Origin of the sequence: Dolichospermum heterosporum TAC447 (assembly GCF_024584745.1) — a bacterium.
GTDB lineage: Bacteria > Cyanobacteriota > Cyanobacteriia > Cyanobacteriales > Nostocaceae > Dolichospermum > Dolichospermum heterosporum.
Genome location: NZ_CP099464.1, coordinates 5,626,821 through 5,652,836, shown reverse-complemented (window position 1 = coordinate 5,652,836; position 26,016 = coordinate 5,626,821). Strand labels below are relative to the sequence as shown.

18 protein-coding genes are annotated in these 26,016 nt (G+C 38.1%); 11 read left to right on the top strand and 7 right to left on the bottom strand.

Translation table 11 applies throughout. The annotated features are described in order from the left end of the window. The first annotated feature begins 492 nt into the window (after positions 1-492). Positions 493-1,701 carry a chromate efflux transporter gene (chrA, locus tag NG743_RS25750; protein WP_257121162.1) on the top strand — a complete coding sequence of 403 codons (1,209 nt, stop codon included), beginning with the start codon at positions 493-495 and terminating at the stop codon, positions 1,699-1,701. A 218-nt stretch (positions 1,702-1,919) separates the two neighbouring features. Here the strand turns inward: chrA and NG743_RS25745 are convergent, their stop codons facing one another. From NG743_RS25745 to NG743_RS25735, 3 genes are all read right to left on the bottom strand, one after another. Then, complete coding sequence (locus NG743_RS25745) at positions 1,920-3,227, bottom strand: MFS transporter (RefSeq protein ID WP_257121161.1); 1,308 nt, start codon at positions 3,225-3,227, stop codon at positions 1,920-1,922. A 28-nt stretch (positions 3,228-3,255) separates the two neighbouring features. Further along, the gene (locus NG743_RS25740) at positions 3,256-4,005 is read right to left on the bottom strand and encodes an SDR family NAD(P)-dependent oxidoreductase (protein ID WP_027401224.1); all 750 of its coding nucleotides are present in this window, start codon (positions 4,003-4,005) and stop codon (positions 3,256-3,258) included. 70 nt (positions 4,006-4,075) lie between these two features. Next, a complete protein-coding gene (locus NG743_RS25735) occupies positions 4,076-5,146 on the bottom strand; it encodes an Mrp/NBP35 family ATP-binding protein (RefSeq protein ID WP_051424233.1) in 1,071 nt (356 codons plus the stop codon). 345 nt (positions 5,147-5,491) lie between these two features. Here NG743_RS25735 and NG743_RS25730 point away from each other — a divergent pair, with 345 nt between their 5' ends. The 8 genes from NG743_RS25730 to NG743_RS25695 all read left to right on the top strand — a co-directional run bounded on the left by NG743_RS25730 (position 5,492) and on the right by NG743_RS25695 (position 13,391). Beyond that, positions 5,492-6,520 (top strand): sulfonate ABC transporter substrate-binding protein, encoded by a 1,029-nt coding sequence (locus NG743_RS25730; RefSeq protein ID WP_257121160.1) that lies wholly within the window; start codon positions 5,492-5,494, stop codon positions 6,518-6,520. Positions 6,521-6,632: 112 nt separating this feature from the next. Next, a complete protein-coding gene (locus tag NG743_RS25725) occupies positions 6,633-8,348 on the top strand; it encodes a fumarate reductase/succinate dehydrogenase flavoprotein subunit (RefSeq protein WP_257121159.1) in 1,716 nt (571 codons plus the stop codon). A gap of 5 nt (positions 8,349-8,353) precedes the next feature. Further along, positions 8,354-9,010 carry a dienelactone hydrolase family protein gene (locus tag NG743_RS25720; RefSeq protein WP_257121157.1) on the top strand — a complete coding sequence of 219 codons (657 nt, stop codon included), beginning with the start codon at positions 8,354-8,356 and terminating at the stop codon, positions 9,008-9,010. Between the two features lie 143 nt (positions 9,011-9,153). Continuing rightward, entirely contained in the window at positions 9,154-10,464 is a 1,311-nt protein-coding gene (locus NG743_RS25715; RefSeq protein ID WP_193894371.1) for an O-acetylhomoserine aminocarboxypropyltransferase/cysteine synthase family protein, read from the top strand. Continuing rightward, positions 10,461-11,597 (top strand): homoserine O-acetyltransferase MetX, encoded by a 1,137-nt coding sequence (gene metX, locus NG743_RS25710; protein WP_442548597.1) that lies wholly within the window; start codon positions 10,461-10,463, stop codon positions 11,595-11,597. The genes NG743_RS25715 and metX overlap by 4 nt, the downstream gene beginning before the upstream one ends. Positions 11,598-11,627: 30 nt before the next feature. After that, positions 11,628-11,855: a 4Fe-4S dicluster domain-containing protein gene (locus tag NG743_RS25705; RefSeq protein ID WP_027401230.1), complete on the top strand. Its 228-nt coding sequence runs from the start codon at positions 11,628-11,630 to the stop codon at positions 11,853-11,855. A 10-nt stretch (positions 11,856-11,865) separates the two neighbouring features. Beyond that, positions 11,866-12,816 (top strand): HEAT repeat domain-containing protein, encoded by a 951-nt coding sequence (locus tag NG743_RS25700; RefSeq protein WP_193961967.1) that lies wholly within the window; start codon positions 11,866-11,868, stop codon positions 12,814-12,816. Positions 12,817-12,860: 44 nt separating this feature from the next. After that, positions 12,861-13,391 carry a protein-tyrosine phosphatase family protein gene (locus NG743_RS25695; RefSeq protein ID WP_027401232.1) on the top strand — a complete coding sequence of 177 codons (531 nt, stop codon included), beginning with the start codon at positions 12,861-12,863 and terminating at the stop codon, positions 13,389-13,391. Positions 13,392-13,437: 46 nt separating this feature from the next. On the opposite strand, the gene NG743_RS25690 is transcribed toward NG743_RS25695, so the two are convergent. Further along, the gene (locus NG743_RS25690; protein WP_193961968.1) at positions 13,438-13,980 is read right to left on the bottom strand and encodes a DUF2808 domain-containing protein; all 543 of its coding nucleotides are present in this window, start codon (positions 13,978-13,980) and stop codon (positions 13,438-13,440) included. 315 nt (positions 13,981-14,295) lie between these two features. Beyond that, complete coding sequence (locus NG743_RS25685) at positions 14,296-15,240, bottom strand: DUF4351 domain-containing protein (RefSeq protein WP_027401233.1); 945 nt, start codon at positions 15,238-15,240, stop codon at positions 14,296-14,298. A gap of 602 nt (positions 15,241-15,842) precedes the next feature. On the opposite strand from NG743_RS25685, the gene drmD reads away from it, so the two are divergent. Then, positions 15,843-18,992 carry a DISARM system SNF2-like helicase DrmD gene (drmD, locus tag NG743_RS25680; protein WP_257121156.1) on the top strand — a complete coding sequence of 1,050 codons (3,150 nt, stop codon included), beginning with the start codon at positions 15,843-15,845 and terminating at the stop codon, positions 18,990-18,992. 357 nt (positions 18,993-19,349) lie between these two features. On the opposite strand, the gene NG743_RS25675 is transcribed toward drmD, so the two are convergent. Then, complete coding sequence (locus NG743_RS25675; RefSeq protein ID WP_160170595.1) at positions 19,350-19,502, bottom strand: hypothetical protein; 153 nt, start codon at positions 19,500-19,502, stop codon at positions 19,350-19,352. 81 nt (positions 19,503-19,583) lie between these two features. Here NG743_RS25675 and NG743_RS25670 point away from each other — a divergent pair, with 81 nt between their 5' ends. Continuing rightward, positions 19,584-23,882: an Eco57I restriction-modification methylase domain-containing protein gene (locus NG743_RS25670; protein ID WP_257121155.1), complete on the top strand. Its 4,299-nt coding sequence runs from the start codon at positions 19,584-19,586 to the stop codon at positions 23,880-23,882. Positions 23,883-25,016: 1,134 nt separating this feature from the next. On the opposite strand, the gene NG743_RS25665 is transcribed toward NG743_RS25670, so the two are convergent. Next, positions 25,017-25,877, bottom strand: a complete 861-nt coding sequence (locus tag NG743_RS25665; protein WP_027401235.1) for a DUF4351 domain-containing protein — start codon at positions 25,875-25,877, stop codon at positions 25,017-25,019. Between the last annotated feature and the right edge of the window lie 139 nt (positions 25,878-26,016).

The following is a 26,016-nucleotide window of genomic DNA, read 5'->3' as shown; positions in this document are numbered from 1 at the left end:
TCCCAATCCGCAAGTAAAAACTACGGTAAGTTGATAGAGTTACTGGATAAATATACATTTTTGCAAGGCTTTATTTCCGAGAACTACCTCGATGAATGAATGCTGTCGATTGGGTTTAATCTAAATAAATACAAAATTACGGTATAATAGTTAAGTCACTTACTCGTAGTGTGTTAATTTTGACAGACAAACCAGAAATTTCCTTCATGCAGAAAGTGTGATAGAAAAAAGAATCCCTGAAAGCCTGAAACCTTAAATCCGCAAATATTTCTGACACGGAACTTGCATGAAGTCTTACGGGTAAAGGATTCACAGAATTAACACACTACACTCTGTGTACCTCGTTGCACTTATTTTCCTCTGTTACCCCTATTTATTGAGCCGATACGTTAATTCTTTCTTCTTGTACCTCACTTGAATGGTAATTGCTATAAAACAAGTAGAGGTCAACGTAAGTTGACCTTTACATTTTCAATGTAGATTACGCAAATTATGCAGTACAACTTATTATTTAGTCGGTTGTGTGAAATAGCTATACTCTTTTTTAAACTAGGTGTTATTGGCTTTGGTGGACCAGTTGCCCATATTGCCATGATTGAAGATGAAGTAGTGAAGCGTCGTCGGTGGTTGACACAAGACCATTTTCTCGATTTATTAGGTGCAACCAATTTGATTCCTGGTCCCAATTCCACTGAAATGGCAATTCATGTGGGATATATTTATGCAGGATGGGCAGGATTGATTGTCTCAGGTGTTTGTTTTATATTACCTGCGGTTTTAATAACAGGTATATTTGCTTGGATTTATGTTAATTATGGTAGTCTACCTCAAATTGCACCTTTACTTTATGGTATCAAACCTGCTGTTTTAGCGGTTATTGTCAATGCCCTTTGGGGGTTAGCAAAAAAAGCGGTTAAAAACCGTCAATTACTGATTATTGCTATAATTGTGGGACTACTGATATTAATTCGGCAAGTGAATGAAGTAATTGCCTTATTGTTTGGGGGATTACTAGGTATGATTTGGTTACATCCTCGAAATCAAGACAAACCACCAGGAAATAAACCTAACTTATTGATTGCTGTCTTAACTACAGGCGCAACTTTACAGACAACATCTACAATCAGTGCTATGGCAGGTACATCTATTCCTTTATGGCAATTAGGTTGGTTTTTTCTGAAAGTTGGTAGTGTTTTGTTTGGTGGTGGCTATGTGCTAATTGCATTTTTGCAAGGGGGATTAGTTCAAGAATATGGCTGGTTAACACAACAGCAGTTACTAGATGCGATCGCTATTGGTCAATTTACCCCTGGTCCGGTGCTGTCTACTGCCACTTTTATCGGCTATGTCTTAGCTGGTGTACCTGGTGCGATAGTAGCTACCATTGGTATTTTCCTACCATCTTTTCTCTTCGTTGCTGCCTTAAATCCGATTATTCCCCGTTTACGCAGTTCTGCTTGGACAAGATCATTTTTAGATGCTGTGAATGCCAGCGCTGTAGCACTGATGGTAGTAGCTGCCTTGCAACTGGGAATAGCTACTTTAAAAATAGCAAAACCACCCTATGTAGATATTCTGGGGATAGCGATCGCACTCATCTCCACAGTTTTGATTACTCGCTACCGCATCAATGCTGCTTGGCTAGTTTTAGGTAGTAGTTTAATTGGTTATGGTGCTATGGCTTTAGGTTATATCAAATAAAATACCTGTTATGGCAAGGCAAAAGGCAAGAGGAAAGAGTGAAGAGGGTTTGGGCGATTTTACGTTTCTTTACACAGTTTGGTTTTATTGTGTTCACCTACTTAATGGCTGAATACTCACTAAGAAAGGTAAAAATTTAGGTGAAGTGATAAAATACCCAAATTCTTTTGTTTAGTCAGAAGTCGGAAATCTGCTTATAAACAAGTGCTAAAGCCTCATTAAGAAAGTAATCCCATTTTTTGATATATTGGGTTTATCACTTTTCTAATATTTGATATTTGTCTAGCAAAAAAATACGTTCCCAAAATACAACAAACACCACCAAATGATAAGGAATTAGCAACGCCAATATAATTTGCTAATCCTCCGAAAAATAAATTACCAAAAGGCAATATTCCCAAAAAAGTAGTCATAAATATACTGGTTACTCGTCCTCTTTTATCTTCTTCCACTAAAATTACTTGCAGAAAATTACTAATTGAAGCTAGAGTTAAGGTGTTAGTTAATCCCACAATAAAGATTAATGCTAAACAAATTTCTAGCTGTGTTGAACGAGAAAATAATATTAAAGATACTCCCAAGATTAAAGTAGAGATTGCCATAACATTTTCTAATCCTATTACTTTCTTGCGCTGCATTAGATAAATACCAGAAAAGATAGAACCAAAAGCTGTAGAAGTCATCAAAAAACCCATCGTTTCTGCATTGCCTTTTAAGACTTCTTTGGCAAATATTGGCATGAGATTTACATAAGTCATTGCCATAAAGCAAACTATAATTTGCAATATTAAAATAGATTTAATAGGCACGAAATTATAGACAAAAATAAATCCTTCTTTTAAATTATGCCAAATTTTTGGAGATTTTGATGTAGATAAATTATTGATATTTGGTTTTATCCGCATGATGAAGATAGCTAATATAAAAGGCAAATAGCTAATAGCATCTACTAAAAAACATAAACCTGCTCCATTTCTAGCAATTATCAAACCCCCAATCATAGGACTAACAAATTTAGCTGTATTAATTAAAAATGAATGCACAGCCATTGCACTATAAGTATCACTTCTGTTTTCTAGCAATCTGGGGATAGTTACTTGACGTGCTGGTAAATCAAAAGCTTTGACTATGCCCTGAAGAATACCAATGATTATAATATCTGTAAAATTTATCTGATTACTAACAGTTAAAAAAGTTAGTAATGAAGATAGAAAAACAGATACTATCTGAGTAGTTAATAAAACATACTTTAAATTCCATCTATCTAGTAATACTCCTACCAATGGTGTAATAACTAAACCCATAGCTTGATTGCTAAAGCCAGCTATACCAACTAACATGGCTGAATTTGTCAATTGATAAACCAGCCATACTAAGGCAATTTGTGTCATCCAAGAGCCGAAAAAAGACACGCTTTCCCCAATGAGAAAACCAGATAAATTGGGTGATCTAATTGCAGGTGAAATTCTCAAAAAAGCAAATATCTTGTTGCTTTTCTTTAATGATGTTCTATTTTCTTCTAACATTAATATTACCTATTTTCAGGTATAGTCATTACCGTTCTTGTTGAGTTGGACGAATCAAGATTTCATTCACATTAACGTGCTGTGGTTGGGTAACAGCATAAATTATTGCTGCTGCTATATCTTCACTTTGTAATGGTGTAATTGCTTTCCGCCTGGCTGCAATTTCCTGCTTTGCTACTACATCGGTAATATGCTGATCAATTTCTGTTTCTACTAAACCAGGCTCGATGATAGTAACGCGGATATTATCTTGATATACTTCCTGTCTTAATGCTTCCGAAAAGGCATTTACACCCCATTTAGTTACATTGTAAGCCGCCATTCCTGCACGGGCAATGCGGCCTGCTACAGAAGAAATATTCACAATATGTCCTGATTTTTGCGCTTTGAAAATAGGTAATATAGTGTGAGTTGTGTACATTAACGCTAAAACATTAATATCAATCATTTTTCGCCAGTTTGACGGATCTGCATTTTCAATCCTGCCAGGAAATGATATACCTGCATTGTTTACTAAAATATCTACACGCCCAAATTCTGCATTAGCTTTTTGGATTAGGTTTCTAGTTTGAGCTTCATCGGTAATATCTGTAATAACGGATAATGCTTGTCCACCATTGTCAGTAATATGTTTTGCTACAGCCTGCAACCTATCTCCCCTTCTGGCTGCAATTACTACTTTTGCCCCTGCTGCTGCGAGTAAAATAGCCGTAGCTTCCCCAATTCCCGAAGAAGCCCCGGTAATAATAGCAACTTTTCCTTCTAATTTATCTGCCATAGTGAACACCCATTGATTAACTTAAAATACGGTATCTACATCAAGATACTGTGGATTAAAACTAAGCATCTCATAAATAACTAGAAAAAGCAAGAAAAGTAGCCTCTAATGCCGTAGCAATGTGTATAAATACTTGACTTGTAATTGTGCTAGAGTCAACAAGGGTAAGAGGTTGCCCAGTATCACCGCCATTACAGATACGAGGATCAAGGGGAATTTTGCCTAAAAGTGGTGCTTGGAGTTCATTTGACAATTTTTCACCGCCACCACTCCCAAAAATCGCAGTTTCTTCCCCATTTACGCCGATAAAATAGCTCATATTCTCGATAATACCGAGAACAGGAACACCCACTTGGCGAAACATATAGATACTGCGACGCACATCAGCAACAGCGACCTGTTGAGGTGTTGTTACCAATATCACCCCACAAATCGGGCTTTCTTGCACAATCGTAATTTGAGCATCACCAGTACCGGGAGGCAAATCTATTAACAGATAGTCCAATTCTCCCCATTCAACATCATGTATAAATTGAGTAATGATTTTATGTAATACAGGTCCACGCCAGGCTAAAGGATGATCCGGTTCTGCTAACAATCCTACAGACATGACTTTGATACCATGAGCTTCTAATGGTAAAAATTTCTGCCCATTAGCAGTATCAATAACCGTAACTTCAGATTGTCCTAATCCAAGCATCTGAGGAACGTTGGGACCATAAACATCAGCATCTAATAAACCCACTTTTGCTCCCGTTAATTTCAACGCTGCGGCTAAATTAACTGCGGTTGTGGATTTACCTACACCCCCTTTACCGCTAGATATGGCTAATGTCGTTTTTACCCCTGGAATTGTACAAACTTGAATGTAGGTTTTTTTACACCAACCTAATGATGATAATACCGCTTTAATCTCTGCTTCTAAGTGCTGCTGACGAGAACCTATATACAAGCGCAAATAAATATATTGATCAACTATCCGCAGATTTCGCACCATTCCCAAACTAATGATGTCGTTTTTTAGAGTGGGTTCAATTACTTGTTTCAGGAGTTGGATAACTTCTTCTTGTTGAAGATTGGCAGGATCTATTTGTACTTCCTCGCCCACAACACTTTTGTTCAAATCTAATTTTTCTGGCATTTTACGGCAAATAAGGGTATACGACTACACGCACGGTTAATATTTTTCCATAGACCTCTTGCATTCAAATCACTTTTATGTGATTATTTAAGAATAAAATACGGTAACTTGATTGATATACTGTAGTTTTATCATAAATTCACCTAAAGATAGCCCTCAAAGCAAAAGTCTGAGGCTATACGAAGTCCACCTATGCGGCTCTTTGAACCGACTCAGGCGGTCACTGAGCCTGCCGATAGCGTAGCGTGGCCTTAGCCATAGTGTAAGTTTTGTCTGTGTAGCCGTGATTTCCAATCGCCATCTGTTTTTAGATTCTCTTTACTCCGATTAGTTGAAGTTGGGATTATGTTTCTTAAAAAATCGAACATTCGCACTTTTTCTTTACTATTTACAGTTGGATTAGGTTCAACATTAGCTATTTCTGTTTTTTCTCCCAACGTTAGCAATAATGGCGGGACAATTCAGAAAGCTAATGCAAATACAATCGCTCAAAATAATAATAGCAAGACAGTAATTCGTATTGGTTATCAAAAAGCAGCAACTATCCTCTATGCACTCAAAGCAAAAGGCGAATTAGAAACAGCTTTAAAAGCCTCTGGCACTTCTGTTACTTGGACTGAATTTCCTGCTGGACCACCAATGCTAGAAGCTTTAAACGTTGGTAGTATTGATTTTGGCTACACAGGAGAAGCACCTCCTGTATTTGCTCAAGCGGCTGGAGTTCCTCTAGTTTATGTTGCCTATGATCCTTATGGTACTAAATCGGAAGCAATTCTTGTTCATAAGGACTCACCAATTAAAAGTGTAGCTGACCTCAAAGGCAAAAAAGTGGCTTTTGCGAAAGGATCAAATACTAACTATTTGATAGTCAAAGCACTGCAAAAAGCCGGATTAAAATACACTGATATTAAGCCAACTTTCCTCGCACCTGCTGATGGCCGTGCTGCTTTTGAAGGGAAAAATGTTGATGCTTGGGCAGTTTGGGACCCTTATTTAGCTGCTGCTCAAAAAGCCACAGGCGCACGTATTCTTACCGATGCCACTGGACTAGCTCCCAATCGAGGTTATTATTTGGCTGCTAAATCCTTTGCCCAGAAAAATCCAGCAGGTTTAAAAACAGTTTTGGCTGGGGTAAGTAAAGTCAGTGATTGGGCAAAGGGTAATCCTAAAGATGTGGCAAAGTTACTTTCTCCTGTATTGGGTATAGATGCGGCTGTGTTAGAGGTAGCAGAAAAAAGACGCAAGTATGGCGTTCTGCCATTAACCAATGATGTAATTGCCAAACAACAAGAAATTGCTGATACTTTCTATAAAATTAACTTGATTCCTAAAGAAATCAAGGTCAAAGAAATAGTTTGGCAAGGTAAGAAATAATTTAGTAATTGGTAATTGGCAATAAGAAAATTGCTAATTATCAATTATTTCTAGAAATCTTCGTTGACTTTCTCTGCGTGAGAAAAAATTTAAATTCTTGAAAGAGTTTTATATGGTAACAAACATCAATACACAGTGGCTAAAAACCGATGTTTTAGTAATTGGGGGTGGTACAGCAGGGACAATGGCAGGAATTAAAGCCAAACAGGCAAATCCTGATGCTGAGGTGTTAATTTTAGAGAAAGCAAATATACGCCGGAGTGGGGCGATCGCTATGGGAATGGATGGAGTTAATACAGCCGTCATTCCTGGCAATTCTACTCCAGAACAATACGTCCGCGAAATCACAATTTCTAATGATGGTATTCTGCACCAAAAAGCCGTTTATCAAACAGGTAAATTAGGTTTTGAAACCATTCAAGAATTAGAAAGTTGGGGCGTTAAATTCCAAAAAGATCCTCAAGGAAATTATGACGTTAAACAAGTGCATCGGGTAGGTAAATATGTCTTACCCATGCCAGAAGGTAAAGATTTAAAAACCATTCTTACCCGTCAAGTTAAACGCCATAAAGTGAAAGTTACAAATCGCGTTATGGCAACTAGAATACTAGTAAAAGATAGTAGAGCCATTGGCGCAGTTGGATTTGATGTGCGCGGTGGTGATTTTGTAGTTATTCAAGCCAAAGCAGTTATTCTTTCTACAGGTGCTTGTGGACGTTTGGGTTTACCTGCATCTGGCTATCTTTATGGAACTTATGAAAATCCCACAAATGCCGGAGATGGTTATTCAATGGCTTATCATGCAGGAGCAGAATTAAGCAACATTGAATGCTTCCAAATCAACCCGTTAATTAAAGATTATAATGGTCCAGCCTGTGCCTATGTTGCAGGACCCTATGGAGCATATACCGCCAATGCTGAAGGAAACCGCTTCATTAATTGTGATTATTGGAGTGGTCAAATGATGTTAGAGATTTGGAAAGAATTAAACTCTGGTAAAGGACCCATTCAAATGAAAATGACTCATTTGGATGAAGATACAATTTCTGAAATTGAGTCCGTTTTATGGGCAAATGAAAGACCGAGTAGAGAACGTTTTCATGAGGGTAGAGGGGAAGATTACCGGACTCATGGCGTAGAAATGAACATCTCAGAAATAGGATTATGTAGTGGACATAGTGCGTCTGGTGTATGGGTAAATGAAAAAGCAGAAACTACAGTAACCGGACTTTATGCAGCCGGAGATATGGCCAGTGTTCCTCATAATTATATGATTGGTGCATTTGTCTTTGGTCGGTTAGCAGGAGAAAATGCCATTGATTATATTGAAAATTTGGAACACATAGAACCTGATACTGATTTTCTGGAAATAGAAAAAGCCAGAATTTATGCGCCATTAAATCAACCAAATGGTATTCCTCATACCCAAGTAGAATATAAATTACGCCGACTGGTGAATGATTATTTACAACCACCAAAATCCGGTAATAAAATGGAAATTGGGTTAAATAATTTTGTGCGTTATCACGAAATATTAGCCCAAATGGGAGCGCGTGATCCTCATGAATTGATGCGATGTATGGAAGTACATTTTATTCGTGATTGTGCAGAAATGGCAGCACGAGCATCTTTATATCGTCGGGAAAGTCGTTGGGGTTTATATCATTATCGGTTGGATTATCCAAATAAGAATAATGAAGAGTGGTTTTGTCATGTGAATTTGAAAAAAGATGAAGCAGAAGAAATGATCTTATTTAAGCGTCCAGTTGAGCCTTATGTTGTGGAGGTTGATTTACAGCAAGAAGTTTATAACGTTGCTGTTAGATAAATGGAATGATTAAGTTAAGTAATTGGACAAAAATATTTACAGTCATTGCGAGGGAAGGGAAGCAATCACAACCCTGGCGATTGCTTCATTTCACTTCGTTCCATATGGCTAACGCCAACGCCCCCGAACTATTTATCCGTCAAGGTGATGTCTCAAAATTAAGCAATATTGACGAAATTCGCGCCATTGTTGCCAAAGTTCCCGACTCTCAAGTTTTATCAGATTTAGATGCTACCGTTGATTGGGCAGTAAAATCAGCAAAAGGTAACGCTGATAAATTAGCAATTACGGGTTTTTGCTGGGGTGGTCGAATTACCTGGCTATATGCAGCACATAATCCCAATGTAAAAGCAGGTGTAGCTTGGTACGGGAGATTGGTAGGCAATGCTACCGAGCTACAACCCAAACATCCCATTGATATTGCTTTTGAGTTAAAAGTCCCCATGCTGGGACTCTATGGAGGTCAAGATACAGGTATTCCTGTGGAAACAGTAGAACAAATACGAGAAAAACTCAAATCTAGCAGCAGTAAATCGGAGATAATTGTTTATCCTGATGCACCTCACGCCTTTTTTGCCGATTATCGCCCTTCCTACCGCGAAAAAGAAGCCCAGGATGGTTGGCAGCGTCTCCAGAAATGGTTTAAACAATATGGAGTCTGAGTTTCAAGATTTCTAGAACTTACGCACAAATTACGGATAAACGAACCGCAGAGGCGCAGAGGACACAGAGAAATAAGAGTTTGAAAGGTTTTGCGTAAGTTCGAATTTCATGTTTTGATAGTCAACCTATTTAAATACTAACTATGTCAGAAAATTATCGTTTTGAAACCCTACAAGTCCATGCTGGACAAGAACCTGCACCTGGTACTAATGCCCGTGCTGTACCAATTTATCAAACTACTTCCTACGTTTTTGATGATGCTGAACATGGAGCGCGGTTATTTGCTCTCCAGGAGTTTGGTAACATTTATACCCGGATTATGAATCCGACAACGGATGTATTTGAAAAACGGATTGCGGCTTTAGAAGGGGGCGTAGCAGCTTTAGCTACTGCAAGCGGTCAAGCAGCACAATTTTTGGCAATAAGTACGATCGCTCAAGCAGGAGATAATATTGTTGCTACCAGTTTCCTCTATGGGGGAACTTATAACCAGTTCAAAGTTACTCTTCCACGATTGGGAATTAATGTCAAATTTGTTGAAGGAGATGATCCAGAAAATTTCCGTCAGGCAATTGATGAAAACACCAAAGCCCTGTACGTTGAAACCATTGGTAATCCCCAATTTAACATCCCCGATTTTGCTGCTTTAGCCCACATTGCCCACGAAAATGGCATTCCTTTAATTGTAGATAATACCTTCGGTGCAGGTGGATATCTAGCACGACCCATTGAACATGGTGCAGATATTGTTGTAGAATCTGCTACTAAATGGATAGGTGGTCATGGTACATCTATTGGCGGCGTAATAGTAGATTCTGGTAAATTTGATTGGGGTAACGGCAAATTTCCCCTCTTTACCGAACCTTCCCCCGGTTATCATGGATTGAATTTTCAAGAAGTATTTGGGAAAGGGAGTCAATTTGGTAATATTGCCTTTATTATTCGTGCCAGAGTGGAAGGATTACGAGATTTAGGAGCAGCATTAAGTCCATTTAACGCTTTTCTATTACTGCAAGGATTAGAAACCCTTTCCCTGCGTGTAGAACGTCATGTCAATAATGCTTTAGAATTAGCTAAATGGTTAGAACAACAAGAGCAGGTAGCATGGGTTAATTATCCCGGACTTCCCAATCATCCCTATCATGAACGCGCTAAAAAATATCTTCGACATGGCTTTGGTGGCGTTCTTAATTTTGGTATTAAGGGGGGATTAGAAGCAGGTAAAGCCTTTATTAGTAATGTGAAATTAGCCAGTCATTTAGCAAATGTTGGTGATGCAAAAACCCTTGTCATTCATCCTGCTTCCACAACTCATCAACAGCTAAGTGATAGTGAACAAATTTCGGCTGGTGTCACATCAGATTTGGTGCGGGTATCTGTGGGAATTGAACATATTGATGATATTAAGGAGGATTTTGAGCAAGCATTTAAGAAGGTGACAGGTGACAGGTGACAGTAAAAGAAAGTATGAGTGCAGAGGGAAAATTGCCTGTTCCCTGTTCCAGATTCCCTATTCCCTACTCTATGAAATATTTAGACTTCATTTCATCAAAAACCCAGTTGTATCAATTGTCAGTACCATTTCAATTAGAATCTGGTGAACTATTAGTTGGTGTTCAGGTTGCTTATCGTATCTGGGGAAAATTAAACGCAAACCGCGATAATGGGGTCTTAATTTGTCATGCTTTAACTGGTTCTGCTGATGCTGATGATTGGTGGGGAGATTTGTTTGGTTCAGGAAAAGTCTTTGATCCTAATCAGGATTTTATCGTGTGCAGCAACATTTTAGGAAGTTGTTACGGTACAACTGGAGCAACTTCTATTAACCCAAATACAGGAAAGGTTTATGGTGGATCTTTTCCGAGAATTACAATTAGGGATATGGTTCACCTCCAAGCTGCACTATTAGAATATTTAGATATTCAATCTCTACAGTTAGTAATTGGCGGTTCATTGGGTGGAATGCAAGTTTTAGAATGGGCTTTATTATATCCAGAAAAGGTGAGAGCGATCGCACCAATGGCTGCACCTGGAAGACATTCAGCATGGTCTATTGGCTTGAGTGAAGCCCAAAGACAGGCAATTTATATAGATCCAAATTGGCAAGGGGGAAACTATACAATTGATGCACCACCAGTCCAAGGATTAGCAGTAGCGCGGATGATGGCAATGATTACTTATCGTTATTGGGAGAGTTTTACAAATCGTTTTGGAAGACAGCAGGATGAATCTAATCAGTTTGCGATCGCCAGTTATTTACAATATCAAGGTCAAAAACTAATAGAACGTTTTGATGCTAATACTTATATTACATTAACTCAGGCAATGGATAGTCATGATGTTAGTTGGAACAGAAAAGATTATCAATCAGTTTTGCAAAGTATCAAACAACCAACTTTAGTTGTGTCTATTGATTCTGATGTTCTTTATCCTCCAGGAGAACAACAAGAATTAGTAGATTTAATCCCTCATGCTCAATTGGGGTTGCTCAAATCAACTCACGGACATGATGCGTTTTTAATTGATATGGGAGCATTGAATAAAATGGTAGTTTCTTTTAGGGAAGAATGGGAATTTTTTGGTTAATTTTTAATGAAATTAGGGAGTTACGAAATTATGGCTTTAATTAATCAAAGAGTAGATGTTCCTGTAATTGTGGATGAATCTAAATGTTTAGAAAAATGTGTTGCTTGTATTGAAGTTTGTCCTCTGGATGTATTAGCAAAAAATCCAGAGACGGGAAAAGCCTATATGAAATATGATGAATGTTGGTTCTGTCTACCCTGTGAGAAGGAATGTCCAACAAACGCCATTACAGTACAAATTCCTTTCTTATTGCGGTAGAGGTACAGAAATGTTTATAGATACTGATTCAGCGTTAAATCAATGGTTGGAAATGTTGCGTTCAGTTAACGAAGGCGATCGCCTAGTTGCGGTAAAATCTCTACAGCACCTTGGAGAAGACGCAGCAGTTGACGCTTTAATTATCGCACTGGAAGACGAAAGCACCGCAGTCCAAAAAATTGCCGTATCTGCACTTTGGGAACTTGCTAATCCTGTTGCTGTACCTGCTTTATTAAAAACTCTTGCTTCCCCAGATGAAGACGTTCGCACCGAAGGATTATCAGCATTAGGTGAATTAGTCACCACAGATCATTTATTGCTTTTATTGGATGCACTACATCAAGAAAATATCAATCTTCAAGTTAACATCTTAATCTTATTGCGGAAGATACATGATGTTCAATCTCTACCTGCGGTGTTATCTTTCTTTGATTCCAAATATCCACAACTACGAGAAACTGCTATTACAACTCTACGCTATTTAAACCAGGTGCAAATATGTCCACCAGCTTTATCTTTGATGAATGATCCTGATGATAATGTCCGTCGTGCAGTAGCATTAACTTTAGGACATTTAGCAGATAAAGAAGTTGTAGAATTATTAAGTCAATTACTCACTTCCGATCCTGATTGGCAAGTACGACGCAATGCAGCTAAATCTTTAGCAATTCACGCTAATTCAGCAGCAGTTCCCGCTTTAAAAATTGCGCTAAAAGATGAACATTGGCAAGTGCGAAAATTCACGCTTCAAGTATTACAAAAAATGCCAGATCAAAATTTATTACCTGATTTAATTAAAGGATTAACAGACGAATATTCGGATGTCAGAAAAGAGGCAGCTATAGCACTTGGTAATTTAGATAATACTCAGGCTTTAAATGCTCTCCAACAAGCACTAGATGATCCTGATCGAGATGTTTCTATTTACGCAGAAAAAGCAATTAAAAAGATAAGGAGATAGATCCCCGACTTCTCAAAGAAGTCGGGGATCTGGATAAGTTGAATATGTACAAATTTGCCCCTGCTTGGGAACAAGAAACAATAGTTTTTGGTGCTTCTCAACCTGGATATACTGATAATCAGGTATATGATTGGATTGAGTTTATGAAATCCCAAAACATTCAGCGAATTTGCTGTTTACTTAGTGAAAAACAACTAGCTAATTATGCCCATCTTTTAGATACATATCGGCAAGAATTTGGTAATCAACAAGTTTGTTGGACACCAATTGAAGATTTTCATTTATCTGATTTAGAAACACTCACACAAACAATACTGCCTTTTTTAATCACAGCAAATCAACAAAATGAAAAAGTAGTTGTGCATTGTGCTGGTGGAATTGGCCGGACTGGACATATATTAGCAGCGTGGTTAGTTACTGTGCGGGGATTTTCTCATCAAGATGCAATTTCTGCTGTTATAAAAACAGGGAGAAATCCTTATGAAGCTGTAATTTTAAGTAAAAATCCGTTACAAGTTGCAGAAGAATTAAATGTGCTGCTGAATAATTGTCGTCTAGCGTTCTTAACTAATTGATGGATATTGCTGAATTTGTCTGAAAAATCAGCAATTTATAAACACTTTACCTGTAATAAAATAGATGATTATCAAAATCATTGTAAAATTGTAAACGAGCGGTTCCCACAACTAAATTATTTGTCTTTTCACCAGAGGAAATAACATGAACTCGAAATAGATAAATACCTTCGCTGGTGGGATTATAAAAAGGTTTGAAAACGATAGTAATTGTTTGATTTGCAGAAACTGGTTTATCAAAAGTAGCAATGATAGTTTGTGGTTGACTTGAACTCTTGGTTAGGGTAATACCTAGCGTTTCTTTTTGTCCACTTGCTTCTACAAAAGCAAAACTGTTTTTCTGATTGAATTCAATATTTTCTACACCTTCTATTTGTGTTAAAACAACCTGTTGCAGTTGCCAATTAGCCAGAGATTCTGGTAATTTGATTGTAAAATAATAAGTTGCGTCCCAAGAACCTGTTTGATTGTAAGTTGTTTTGGCAGTTAACAACGGTTTTGGTGGTATCCCGTAGGTAGTAGGCACAGATAATAAAAATATTCCTGTACTAATAGCTAGGGTTTTACAAAGAGTTTTGAATCTGTTCATGTTTTTAGGATTTGATATTTTAAATAGGTTTTTCTATTGCATTACACCCTTTCAATTTAGCAAGTGGAACTTATTAATGATTACAATACTGTTTGGTTAAGAGTTTTTGTAGGTTGGGTTAAGCGACAGCGCAACCCAACAAAAGTCTGTAAATGTTGGGTAACAAGAACGTCAAACGCCATTCGCCACAAGCCGGGAAACCCGTCCAGATGGCTCCCCAACCTACCTGATTTAATGTTTTTAGATTATGACAAGTATAGGTTGTTTGAAAAATGGTTCTAATTGCATGATTAACTCCCTAATAATCAAAATGAATTAAATTGAGTGTTGGGTTAACCAAGCTTCTAAATCAGCAACACTAGAAAAGTCTAATAATGCCTCTCCTAAATTTTCTAACTGTTCAATTGATAATCCTGTAATTCGCTCGATTAATAACGCATCAATTTCCCCAATCCGACGATGTAGTAGACGCAGTATTAAGTTTTTTTCTCCTTCTTGCTTCCCTTCTTGCTTTCCTTCTTGTCTTCCTTCTTGTCTTCCTTCTTGTCTTCCTTCTTCTTTAGCTTGTTCTCTATTTCTTTGATAAAGTGGTTCTAGTCGCATAATTAACTCCCTATCATCTGTTTCTAGTTTTTGATTTACTCTCAAATTTTCGCGCAAGTTGTAAACTAATTCCAGGGTGGTTTTTTGGTAAGGGTGATCTAATGGTAACGCCTGCAACTCGATAATTGCTTGTGATTGTACGCTTCCCCTACCCAAAAGCCTCAACCATAAAGTCTCCGGTGTTTGTGGTAGTTGGTGTATTGCCACAATTGCTGTTCGCAAGGGATCTGCTAAAAAGTGTACTCCCGATAACCAACCTTCTTGTTGGATAGTTCTAAAGCTAGATAAACGAGTTTCAGAAATAGTGGGGGTTAAAATCCACAATTTAGGAATTTCTGACTCCTGAAGTTTGATTTTATTGGCTTTGGCTTCTCGTCGCAATGAAGCCTTGACTTCTAATAACTTGAGAATACAGTCGCAGATTTCATCGGTAGAAGCTGGATTGCGGTATGGTTCTATTATTGCAGGATTTTCGGCAAGTCTTCCTAGTAAGCCCAGTATTTGTAATTTAGAACTTTGTTGTTTAGCAGGTGTGAATAAAACATCTATTTCTTTAATTTCTCCTGAGACTTTTTCTGATGCTTTGACTTCTCCGTAATCTTTTAATAATTCTTCTAGATAGTCTTTGGCGAATTTATCATGTATAAACCTAGTCATTAAATTTTAATTTTGAGTAAAATCTGGGAAATAATTTGGATTTCTATTATATAGCAGTTATGAATTTTCTGTAAGAGGATGTTGGAAAATTTTTGGTGTTGTATTCAATACTTTGAGATCCCCGACTTCTTTAAATGATCCTCATTATTTACAAAAAATTTAATTAAGAAGTCGGGGATCTTTCTTACCTGGCTTAACTTATATTTATTATTTGTTAATTTCTTTGATTATCTCTATAGCCTTTTGATAGTCTGTTTCCCCCGCATTTCTCGCAAACAATGCGATTCCTAGGTCGCGCTATCTCTATTCCTTCGGAACGCTATGCGAACGAGACGCTACCGCGAACGCTATCGCAATCTATCTAATCCTTATAGAGAAACGGTTTTGGGCATTTTTCACGGAGTTGATTTTTGATGCAGTGTGAAAACCCAGAATCGAGATTTTATAAGGGTTTGAGGATTTTGGTGAGAAATCCGGGTTAGCCCCCTCATCGCTTGCGGGGAGGGGGTTGGGGTTCTTGTTCATTTACTTCATATGATGTGTATTTAAATGCTAAATTACCAACAGGCTAAACACCAGACTCATTTTATCTTAAATTACTTATGACCGTAGTTAGAGCTATTCCCGAACAGGGTCAACTGGTGAATGTGCGTTCCCGTCAATATGTTGTCAGTGATGTTCATCATACCAGCTTACCCACTAACCCCGTGTTGGGTGGAGTGACAAAAACCCAGCATTTGGTCAAACTCTCTTCTGTAGAAGATGATGGTTTGGGAGAAGAACTACAGGTTATATGGGAATTGGAAGTGGGGGCGCATATTTATGAAAAAATGGAGTTACCCCAACCTAAAGGTTTTGACTCACCAGAACGGTTAGATGCTTTTCTCGATGCAGTAAGATGGGGTGCAGCTTCCACGGCTGATATTCGCACTGTACAATCACCTTTTCGCAGTGGTATAGATATTGAAGATTATCAATTAGATCCGGTAGTACGGGCAATTCAAATGCCCCGTGTTAACTTATTAATTGCTGATGATGTGGGTTTAGGTAAAACCATAGAAGCTGGTTTAGTAGCCCAAGAATTAATTATCCGTCATCGTTGCCATCGGATTGTCATAGTTTGTCCATCTTCGCTACAAGTGCAATGGCAAGAACAGATGCGGGATAAATTTGGTTTGGATTTTCGGATTGTTGACAGTGCATTAATGAAAGAACTGCGAAGGAAACGGGGTATTCATGTGAACCCTTGGCAACATTTTCCCCGGTTGATTACTTCCATAGATTTTTTGAAACGCGATCGCCCTTTACGTCTCCTCAAAGAAATATTACCAGGTGAAGGGGAATCTCTCTACCCCCGCAGGTTTGATTTATTAATCGTTGATGAAGCCCATAACGTTGCCCCCTCTGGTGGGGGCAAATATGCCGTAGATTCCATGAGAACGGCTGCTATTCGGCTATTAGTCCCCCACTTTGAACATAAGTTATTTTTGACTGCCACACCCCATAACGGCTACCCCGAAAGTTTCACCGCTTTGTTAGAATTACTCGATTCTCAACGGTTTGCACGGGGGGTAACACCAGACAGGAAACAATTACAGGTGGTGATGGTACGCAGGTTAAAACAGGAAATGCAAAATTGGGATGGTTCACCACTATTTCCTAAACGCCAATTAGCAGCCATTTCTGTAGATTATCCAGCCGCAGAACGTCAAGCCCACGCTGCCTTAAAAAGATATACAGAATTACGTTGCAAGGGCGTGGCAGATAATACAGAAAAATATGCCACTGAATTTGTGTTAAAACTCTTAAAAAAACGCCTATTTTCTTCACCAGCAGCTTTTGCTAGTACCTTAGAACAACACCAACAATCATTAACTACTGCCCGTCGTCGCACAGCATCTAGTTTATCTCGACCCAGTGAAGGAATTTTGCGGCGACAGTTACAAGAAATTGAAGAAGATTTTGCTGATGATGATGTTTATGAAGAATCTACAGATGACGCAATTACTCATACAACTCGGTTATTTAGAGAATTAAATCCTGAAGAACAAAGTTTATTAACCCAAATGTTGCAATGGGCAGAAACAGCAGCGAGATTAGCTGATGCTAAAGCCAAAGAACTCCTCAACTGGATTCATACTTATATTAAACCAGATGGAAAATGGTCTAATGAAAGAGTAATTATTTTCACAGAATATCGAGCCACACAAAAATGGTTATATAACCTCTTAGCGGCACAAGGGTTAGTCCAGGAAGAACGGTTAATGACTTTATATGGGGGGATGAAATCAGACGACAGAGAACAGGTAAAAGCGGCATTTCAAGCTCATCCTGATATTTCCCCAGTGCGAATTTTATTAGCTACGGATGCAGCCAGTGAAGGTTTAGATCTACAAAACTTTTGTTCGCGGTTAATTCATTATGAAATACCTTGGAATCCTAACCGCATGGAACAAAGAAATGGGCGGATAGATAGACATGGACAAAAGGCTTCAGAAGTATTAATTTATCACTTTGTCGGTAAAGATTATCAGCAAAATAGCACCCAAGGAATTAAACCGGGAGAACTAGAAGGGGATTTAGAATTTCTCATGCGGGCAGCTTTAAAGGTTAATAATATTCGGGAAGATTTGGGAAAAGTTGGCCCAGTTATTGCTGCCCAAGTAGAAGAAGCAATGATGGGAAAACGGACTATTTTAGATACAACAGTAGCAGAAAAGGAATCAGAACCTGTCCGCCGGATGTTAAAATTTGAGCGTCAAGTCCGGGAACAAATTGAAAAATTACGAGAACAATTAAATGAAACTCGTCAACATTTACGACTGACACCAAATAATATTGAAGCAGTGGTAAAGATTGGGTTGGAATTAGCAGAACAACCAGGGTTAATTGAGGCTAATTTAGCAGAAGTAACCGGGAAAGCTTTTTATTTACCACCTTTGAAAAGTAGTTGGGCTGCTTGTAGTGAAGGGTTAGCACATCCCCATACAAAAGTAATTCGTCCTATTGTTTTTGACCCTGAATTATCCCACGGTCGAGATGATGTAGTATTGGCGCATTTGAATCATCGGTTGGTGCAAATGTGTTTACGTTTGTTAAGGGCGGAAGTGTGGTCAAAAGAGGGGAAAAAATCATTAAATCGCGTGACGGCGCGATTAGTTCCTAATTCAGTTTTAGAGACACCGGCAGTAATTGCTTATGGAAGATTGGTAATATTAGGAAGTGACCAACAGCGATTACATGAAGAGGTAATTACAGCAGGAGGTTTATTAAAGGAAGGTAAGTTTAACCGTATGGGTGTAATGCAAATTCAAGCAGCTTTATCGGCAGTTTTACCAGATTTAGCACCGGAAAAGATCAGAAAGACTTTAGAGAGTTTATGGAATAGTCATGCAGATTTATTAATGCAATCTTTGCAAGTGCGAATGCAAGATAGGGCTAAGAGTTTGCAGCGCGATTTAAGCAATCGGGCGGAAAAAGAAGCGGCGGATATTACTGCTATTTTAACAGAATTACAAAGGAGTATTGAACAGGAATTAAATGAACCGGAGATTAAGCAATTGGAATTGTTTAATACGGCAGAAAAAGAACAGTTTGAGCGTAATGTTAATAGTTTAAAGGTGAGATTGGCACAAATTCCCGCAGAAGTTGAAAGGGAGGTTGCAGCAGTGAAAGCGCGGTTTACAAATCCGACACCTAGACTATTTCCGTTAGCGGTTATTTATTTAGTTCCGCAGAAATTGGCGAAATAGGGAATTGGGATTAATTTTGTCAGAATCAGGATGTCCAGGATTTGAGGATTTACAGGATGTAATTTTAGGTTTTTTCATGGGGTGTTTTTGATTTTTTTATCTGAAATGGCTAACGCCACGCTGCGCGAACAGGATGTCCAGGATTTAAGGATTTACAGGATGTTATTTGGATATTTTCTGGGTGGTGTTTGATATTTGTTATTTGTCTGATAGCGTGGCGTTAGCCATGTTTAGACAATAAATAAGAAAATTTCTCATAAAAATAGTCGGTTTTAACCGACTTTAGCTTTTAGACAGGGAATTTATTCCCTGGCTATTATAATGAGTTGACTATTAAGATGAAAGTATTTTATAATGTCAACTATTCACAGACAATTTATCAAAAACATCCTGAAAATCCTTAAATCCTGGATATCCTGATTCTGACAAAATACTATCTACAAATAATAGATGATTGAACGCGGATAAACGCCGATAAACGCGGATTTTTAACAGATAATTAATTTTCAATTGTTATCCCATCCTATACATCCTTAAATCCTGGATATCCTGATTCTGACAAATTATTACCCAATTCCCCATTTCCCAATTATGTCTACCGCACGTCATCACGCTGAATGGTTATCTTTAGTTGAAGCTTCTGGTCCGTTTCTGAGTTTACCTGTACTTTTAAAGGCTTTTCCCACTGGTTTGGATGCCCATGATCCAGAACATTTAAAAATGTTACGGTTAGCTTATCAAGAATGGCAAGATAATCAAAATGGTGTAAAACCAGAGGTGGCGATTCATCGCGCTTGGGTGAATTTTGTTTTACAACAGACTTTAGAATTACCTGATGAAGTGCTATTAAAAGGGCAAAGTATCCCCACAGGTCTTTATGCTAATATTGCCCAACATGGTGAAACTTTACGTCCTGACTGGGTGGTAGTTGAACCTGCACCTCTGGGGGGAAAAGGAGGTGAGGGGAAAGTCCGGTTATTGGTGCAGATAGTCCCCGCTAACCAAAGTCTAGAAAAATCTTTAATTGATAAGCGTTGGAAAGCTAGTCCGGCTACAAGAATGATGGAGTTACTGCACGCTTGTAATGTGCGGTTGGGGTTGGTGACAAATGGCGAACATTGGATGTTAGTTAATGCACCCAGGGGAGAAACTGCTGGTTATATTTCTTGGTATGGTAGTCTGTGGTTAGAAGAACATATCACTTTGCGGGCTTTTAAAAGTTTGTTGAGTGTTTACCGCTTTTTTAGTGTTGATAATTCGCAAATTTTAGAACAACTTTTAGCTGATAGTCTCACAGACCAACAGGAAGTTACAGACCAACTGGGGTATCAAGTCCGTAAGGCTGTGGAGGTGTTGGTACAGGCTTTAGACCGCATAGACCAAGATAGAAACCGGACTTTATTAACAGGAATTTCCGAAACTCAACTTTATCAAGCGGCGTTAACTATAATGATGCGGTTGGTATTCCTGTTTTCCGCTGAAGAACGGGGTTTGCTATTGTTGGGCGACCCGATTTATGATCTGTATTATGCGGTTTCGACGATTCGGGAACAGTTACAGCAAAAAGCAGATAAGGAAGGGGAGGAAATTTTAGAACGCCGTTATGATGCTTGGTGTCGGTTGTTGGCAACTTTTCGGGCGGTTTATGCTGGTGTAGATCATGATAGTTTAAAGTTACCGGCTTATGGTGGGAGTTTATTTGACCCCGATAGGTTTCCGTTTTTGGAAGGAAGGACGGAGGGGACAACCTGGGAAACAAGTTCAGCCGCACCTATTCCCGTAAATAACCGGATTGTGTTGCATTTGTTGGAAGCGTTGCAGATATTACAAATTAAAGTCGCGGGAACTGTAGAACCACGCAGGTTATCTTTCCGGGCTTTGGATATTGAACAAATTGGTCATGTGTATGAAGGGTTACTTGACCATACGGCAGTTAGGGCAACTTCCCCGGTGTTGGGACTGGTGGGGACTAAGTATCAAGAACCGGAAATTGAGTTAGGGGAATTGGGAATAAAGAATGAAGAATTTAGAATGAAGAATTTAGAAATGGGAGTGGGAAATAAAAAGCCTAAGCTGGAAGATAATCAGGATTTGATTAAATTTCTCAAAAAAGCTACTGGCAGGTCAGAGACGGCTTTAAAAAAGGCTTTGCAGGTGGAATTAACAAGCTATGAGGAACAACGTTTATTAACTGCTTGTAATAATGATCTGGATTTGTTTAACCAGGTGCGTCCCTTGGCGGGGTTGGTGCGCTTGGATACCTTGGGATATCCGGTGGTGATTCCTGCTGGTAGTGTGTATGTGACTCAGGGGACTGATAGAAGGGAAACGGGAACTCACTACACACCCCGGAATTTAACTGAGGAAATTGTCAAGTACACTTTAGAACCTTTGGTATATGAGGGTGTAGCGGAGGGGAAACCGCAGCAGGAATGGCGACTTAAATCTGCGGCTGAGTTATTACAGTTGAAAATATGCGATATGGCTATGGGTTCGGGGGCGTTTTTGGTGCAGACTTGTCGCTATTTGGCGGAAAGGTTGGTGGAAGCCTGGGAAAATGCGGAAAAGGCTAATCCTGGTAAGGTGGTGGTAGCGCCGGAGGGTACGTTGTCAAAATCTGTACCGCAGGAGTGCGTAATTCCCAAGGAAGCTGATGAACGCTTGACGGTGGCGCGGCGGATTATTGCGGATAGGTGTTTGTATGGGGTGGATAAAAATCCGTTGGCGGTGGAAATGGCGAAGTTATCTTTATGGTTGATAACGTTGCAAAAAAACCGTCCGTTTACGTTTTTAGATCATGCTTTTAAATGTGGTGATTCGTTAATTGGTGTGAGTTTGGAACAGTTGCGTTATTGGAATTTAGATATTACTGGAACACCGGAATTATTTGCAGAGGAAATACGCCGAGAAATTGATAAGGTGGTGGAGTTACGGCGAGAAATTGCGGCTTTACCTGTGTTGACTCCAGAAGACCAAAATCGCAAGGGGTATTTGTTGACAAAGGCTGAAGCTATTAGTTTTGATTTACGTCAAGGGTGTAATTTATTGGTGGGGAGTTATTTGAATAATTGGAATGAGAAGGAAAGGGAAGGTTTAAGAAAAACTTTATTAAATTCGTTTCGGGAAGGTGCGGATATTCCTGATGGTATGGGTAAGGCTTTACCCGATTTTGATAAGTTGTGTCCGTTTCATTGGGAGTTAGAATTTCCTGAAGTTTTTATTGATAGTTCTTTATCGTTGGTTGCTAATTCTGCGAGTTCTCAAAAATCAAAGTCGTCAAAATCAAAATCTACCAATTCTTCATCCCCAACTCGTACTGAACAACGTGTACTGAGCGAAGTCGAAGTAAGTCGAAGTATTCCCCATTCCCAAAAAGGTTTTGATGCAATTGGGGGAAATCCGCCGTTTATGGGTGGATTAAAACTATTTACTCAATTTGGTTTAAGTTATCGTGATTATTTAGTAAATCAGTTAGCTAATGGAGTTAGAGGAAAAAGAGGAACGGCAGATTTTTGCGCTTACTTTTTCTTACGCGCTAAAGATTTGTTAAATGAAAATGGTGGATTTGGGTTAATTGCTACTAATACTATAGCCCAGGGTGATACAAGAGAAGTCGGTTTAGACCAATTAGCTGAAAGTTGTGTAATTTATCGGGCTGTACCAAGTAGAACTTGGCCGGGTAGTGCGAGTTTAGAAGTTGCTTATGTTTGGTTAAGAAAAGGTAGCTGGAAGGGTGATTTTATTTTAGATGAAAAGCCTGTTAATGGAATTACGGCATTTTTAACAAATCCTGGTAAAGCATCTGGTAATCCTTATCAGTTAGCAACTAATAAAAGTAAATCCTTTCAAGGTTCAATTGTGTTGGGAATGGGTTTTACTATGTCTCCAGAAGAGGCACAAGCATTAATTGAAAAAGATCCAAAAAATCAAGATGTTTTATTTCCTTATTTGAATGGGCAAGATTTGAATACAAATCCTGATCAGTCTCCTAGTCGTTGGGTGATTAATTTTAAAGATTGGCCTTTAGATGCTGAATATGATGATCCCAAAAAGCCTAAAGGTAAACCCTATGTAAGTGATTATCCTGATTGTTTAGCAATTTTAGAAGAAAAAGTAAAACCTGATAGAGAAGCACTAAAACCTATTAACCACTTTAACAAATTTGCTTCCAAATATTGGTGGAAATATGGTGGTCCTAGAGTAGAACTTTATAATGAGATAGCAAGAATGGAAAGAGTCATTAGTGTTGCAGCTACAAGTAGAACTTTAGCCTTTACTATCGCACCATCAAACATAGTTTTTTCCAATACTATTTATATTTTTACTTTAGATAGTTTAGATTATTTTACAATTCTTCAAAGTATGATTAATGAATCATGGACTAGAGAATATGCTTCATCTATGAAAGGAGATTTACGATATAATGCAACAGACTGTTTTGAAACATTCCCCTTCCCCACGTCAACCGCAAACCTAGAACAAATAGGCGAAAAATATTACACTCACCGCCAAAATATCATGTTAACCCGTCAAGAGGGATTAACCAAAACCTATAACCGTTTTCACAACCCCGACGAAAGCAACCCCGACATTGAACAATTACGCACATTACACATAGAAATGGATAAGGCGGTAGCTGCTGCTTATGGTTGGGAAGATATAGATTTAGATCATGATTTTCATGAGACAAAACAAGGTATCCGTTTCACCATTTGCGAAAATGCACGCAGGGAAATATTAGATAGATTATTGCAATTAAATCATCAAAGATACGCGGAGGAAGTCGCCGAAGGTTTGCATGATAAAGGGAAGAAAAAAGCGAAAGGTGGGGGGAAGAAGAAGGTACAGGAGGAAGTGAATAATGATGTGAAACAGATAGAGATGTTTTAGGGAATGGGGAAATTGTCAGAATCAGGATTTCCAGGATTTAAGGATTTACAGGATGTGGTTTTGATATTTTTTGTGTGGTGTTTGGGAGTTGTTATTTGTCTGAATCAGGATGTCCAGGATTATAGGATTTTCAGGATGTTGTTGATAAATTTTCTGTTTGGTGTTTGGTAATTGGTAATTGTCTGAATCAGGATTTCCAGGATTATAGGATTTACAGGATGTTGTTGATAAATTTTCTGTTTGGTGTTTGGTAATTGGTAATTGTCTGAATCAGGATGTCCAGGATTATAGGATTTACAGGATGTTGTTGATAAATTTTCTGTTTGGTGTTTGGTAATTTTAATTGTCTGAATCAGGATTTCCAGGATTATAGGATTTACAGGATGTTGTTTTGATATTTTCTGTTTGGTGTTTGGTAATTTTAATTGTCTGAATCAGGATTTCCAGGATTATAGGATTTACAGGATGTTGTTGATAAATTTTCTGTTTGGTGTTTGGTAATTGGTAATTGTCTGAATCAGGATTTCCAGGATTATAGGATTTACAGGATGTTGTTTTGATATTTTCTGTTTGGTGTTTGGTAATTTTAATTGTCTGAATCAGGATTTCCAGGATTATAGGATTTACAGGATGTTGTTGATAAATTTTCTGTTTGGTGTTTGGTAATTTTAATTGTCTGAATCAGGATGTCCAGGATTATAGGATTTACAGGATGTTGTTTTGATATTTTTTGTTTGGTGTTTGGTAATTTTAATTGTCTGAATCAGGATGTCCAGGATTATAGGATTTACAGGATGTTGTTGATAAATTTTCTGTTTGGTGTTTGGTAATTTTAATTGTCTGAATCAGGATGTCCAGGATTATAGGATTTTCAGGATGTTGTTTTGATATTTTTTGTTTGGTGTTTGGTAATTTTAATTGTCTGAATCAGGATGTCCAGGATTATAGGATTTTCAGGATGTTGTTTTGATATTTTTTGTTTGGTGTTTGGTAATTGGTAATTGTCTGAATCAGGATTATAGGATTTACAGGATGTTGTAAAAAAAAATAGTCGGTTTCAACCGACTTTAGCTTTTAGACAGGGAATTTATTCCCTGTCTATAATGATGATAAAATGACCAATGTTGGGGATGATTAATCTTGATTTGAATTTAACCAAGTTCCCAAATCATTGATATTAGAAAAGTCTAATAAAGCATCTGCTAAATTATCCAACTTTTCAATATTCAAAGTTTTGATTCTATCAACCAATGATGAATCTAATTCTCCAAACCGACGATTAAGTAAACGGATAATTGTCCTTTGTTCACCTAATTCTCTACCTAGTTTTTCACCTTCCTTCCTACCCTTTTCTTCGCCTTTTTGCAAAATATCTTGATAAATTACTGATTCTCGCATAATGTCCTCCCTAAGTAATTGACTAATCAGCTTTTTCTCAAACCGTAAACCTGCTAAAATCTCAGTACAAGCTACAATGTCCCGCTTGATTTCTATTTCCTCAATTTTAGCAACACTTTCAGCAACCTGCGATAATAAACTTTGAGGTGAATTAGTGCGGGTTAATGGTGCTAATGGTAAGAGTGCGGGATTATTAAGAAATAAAACAGGGTCTTGTTCCCACATTCTAATTACTTGATAATAGTGAGTAGTATTTACATCTTGGTAAACATTGATAAAAGCGTTTTCATCTTTTGTTTCCTGGAGAAAAATCACGACTTGGATAATGGTACATTCGGGATATAGTCTTTTTAACCGAATATAATAATCTAGGACGCGGAAAGGAATGGGTTTTCGAGAAGTTGATAGTGTCTGAAATTCGATGTGTAAAATTTGGTTTTCACTTTTCAGAAACGTGACAAAATCAGCACGAATTGGTTCAATACTCAATTCAGTTTTTAAAACTTTGACGCTTTGTGGTTCTTCTGGTAGTAACCACCGGGCAAAATCAAGAGGATATTTTTCAGCTAATAGCTTACAAACGTTGTCAAAACTCACAGCTTGAACAGAATTTATATAGTATTTTCAATTATAACTTAAATTGGTAATTGTCTGATAGCGAAGCGTGGCGTTAGCCATTTCTGACAAAAAAATCAAAACCACTACACAACCAAACTAAAAACCACATCCTGCATAT

Coding starts and splice junctions, on each gene's coding strand:
- chrA (WP_257121162.1), top strand. CDS start 493: ATGCAGTACAACTTATTATTTAGTCGGTTGTGTGAAATAGCTATACTC.
- NG743_RS25745 (WP_257121161.1), bottom strand. CDS start 3,227: ATGTTAGAAGAAAATAGAACATCATTAAAGAAAAGCAACAAGATATTT.
- NG743_RS25740 (WP_027401224.1), bottom strand. CDS start 4,005: ATGGCAGATAAATTAGAAGGAAAAGTTGCTATTATTACCGGGGCTTCT.
- NG743_RS25735 (WP_051424233.1), bottom strand. CDS start 5,146: ATGCCAGAAAAATTAGATTTGAACAAAAGTGTTGTGGGCGAGGAAGTA.
- NG743_RS25730 (WP_257121160.1), top strand. CDS start 5,492: ATGTTTCTTAAAAAATCGAACATTCGCACTTTTTCTTTACTATTTACA.
- NG743_RS25725 (WP_257121159.1), top strand. CDS start 6,633: ATGGTAACAAACATCAATACACAGTGGCTAAAAACCGATGTTTTAGTA.
- NG743_RS25720 (WP_257121157.1), top strand. CDS start 8,354: ATGATTAAGTTAAGTAATTGGACAAAAATATTTACAGTCATTGCGAGG.
- NG743_RS25715 (WP_193894371.1), top strand. CDS start 9,154: ATGTCAGAAAATTATCGTTTTGAAACCCTACAAGTCCATGCTGGACAA.
- NG743_RS25705 (WP_027401230.1), top strand. CDS start 11,628: ATGGCTTTAATTAATCAAAGAGTAGATGTTCCTGTAATTGTGGATGAA.
- NG743_RS25700 (WP_193961967.1), top strand. CDS start 11,866: ATGTTTATAGATACTGATTCAGCGTTAAATCAATGGTTGGAAATGTTG.
- NG743_RS25695 (WP_027401232.1), top strand. CDS start 12,861: ATGTACAAATTTGCCCCTGCTTGGGAACAAGAAACAATAGTTTTTGGT.
- NG743_RS25690 (WP_193961968.1), bottom strand. CDS start 13,980: ATGAACAGATTCAAAACTCTTTGTAAAACCCTAGCTATTAGTACAGGA.
- NG743_RS25685 (WP_027401233.1), bottom strand. CDS start 15,240: ATGACTAGGTTTATACATGATAAATTCGCCAAAGACTATCTAGAAGAA.
- drmD (WP_257121156.1), top strand. CDS start 15,843: ATGACCGTAGTTAGAGCTATTCCCGAACAGGGTCAACTGGTGAATGTG.
- NG743_RS25670 (WP_257121155.1), top strand. CDS start 19,584: ATGTCTACCGCACGTCATCACGCTGAATGGTTATCTTTAGTTGAAGCT.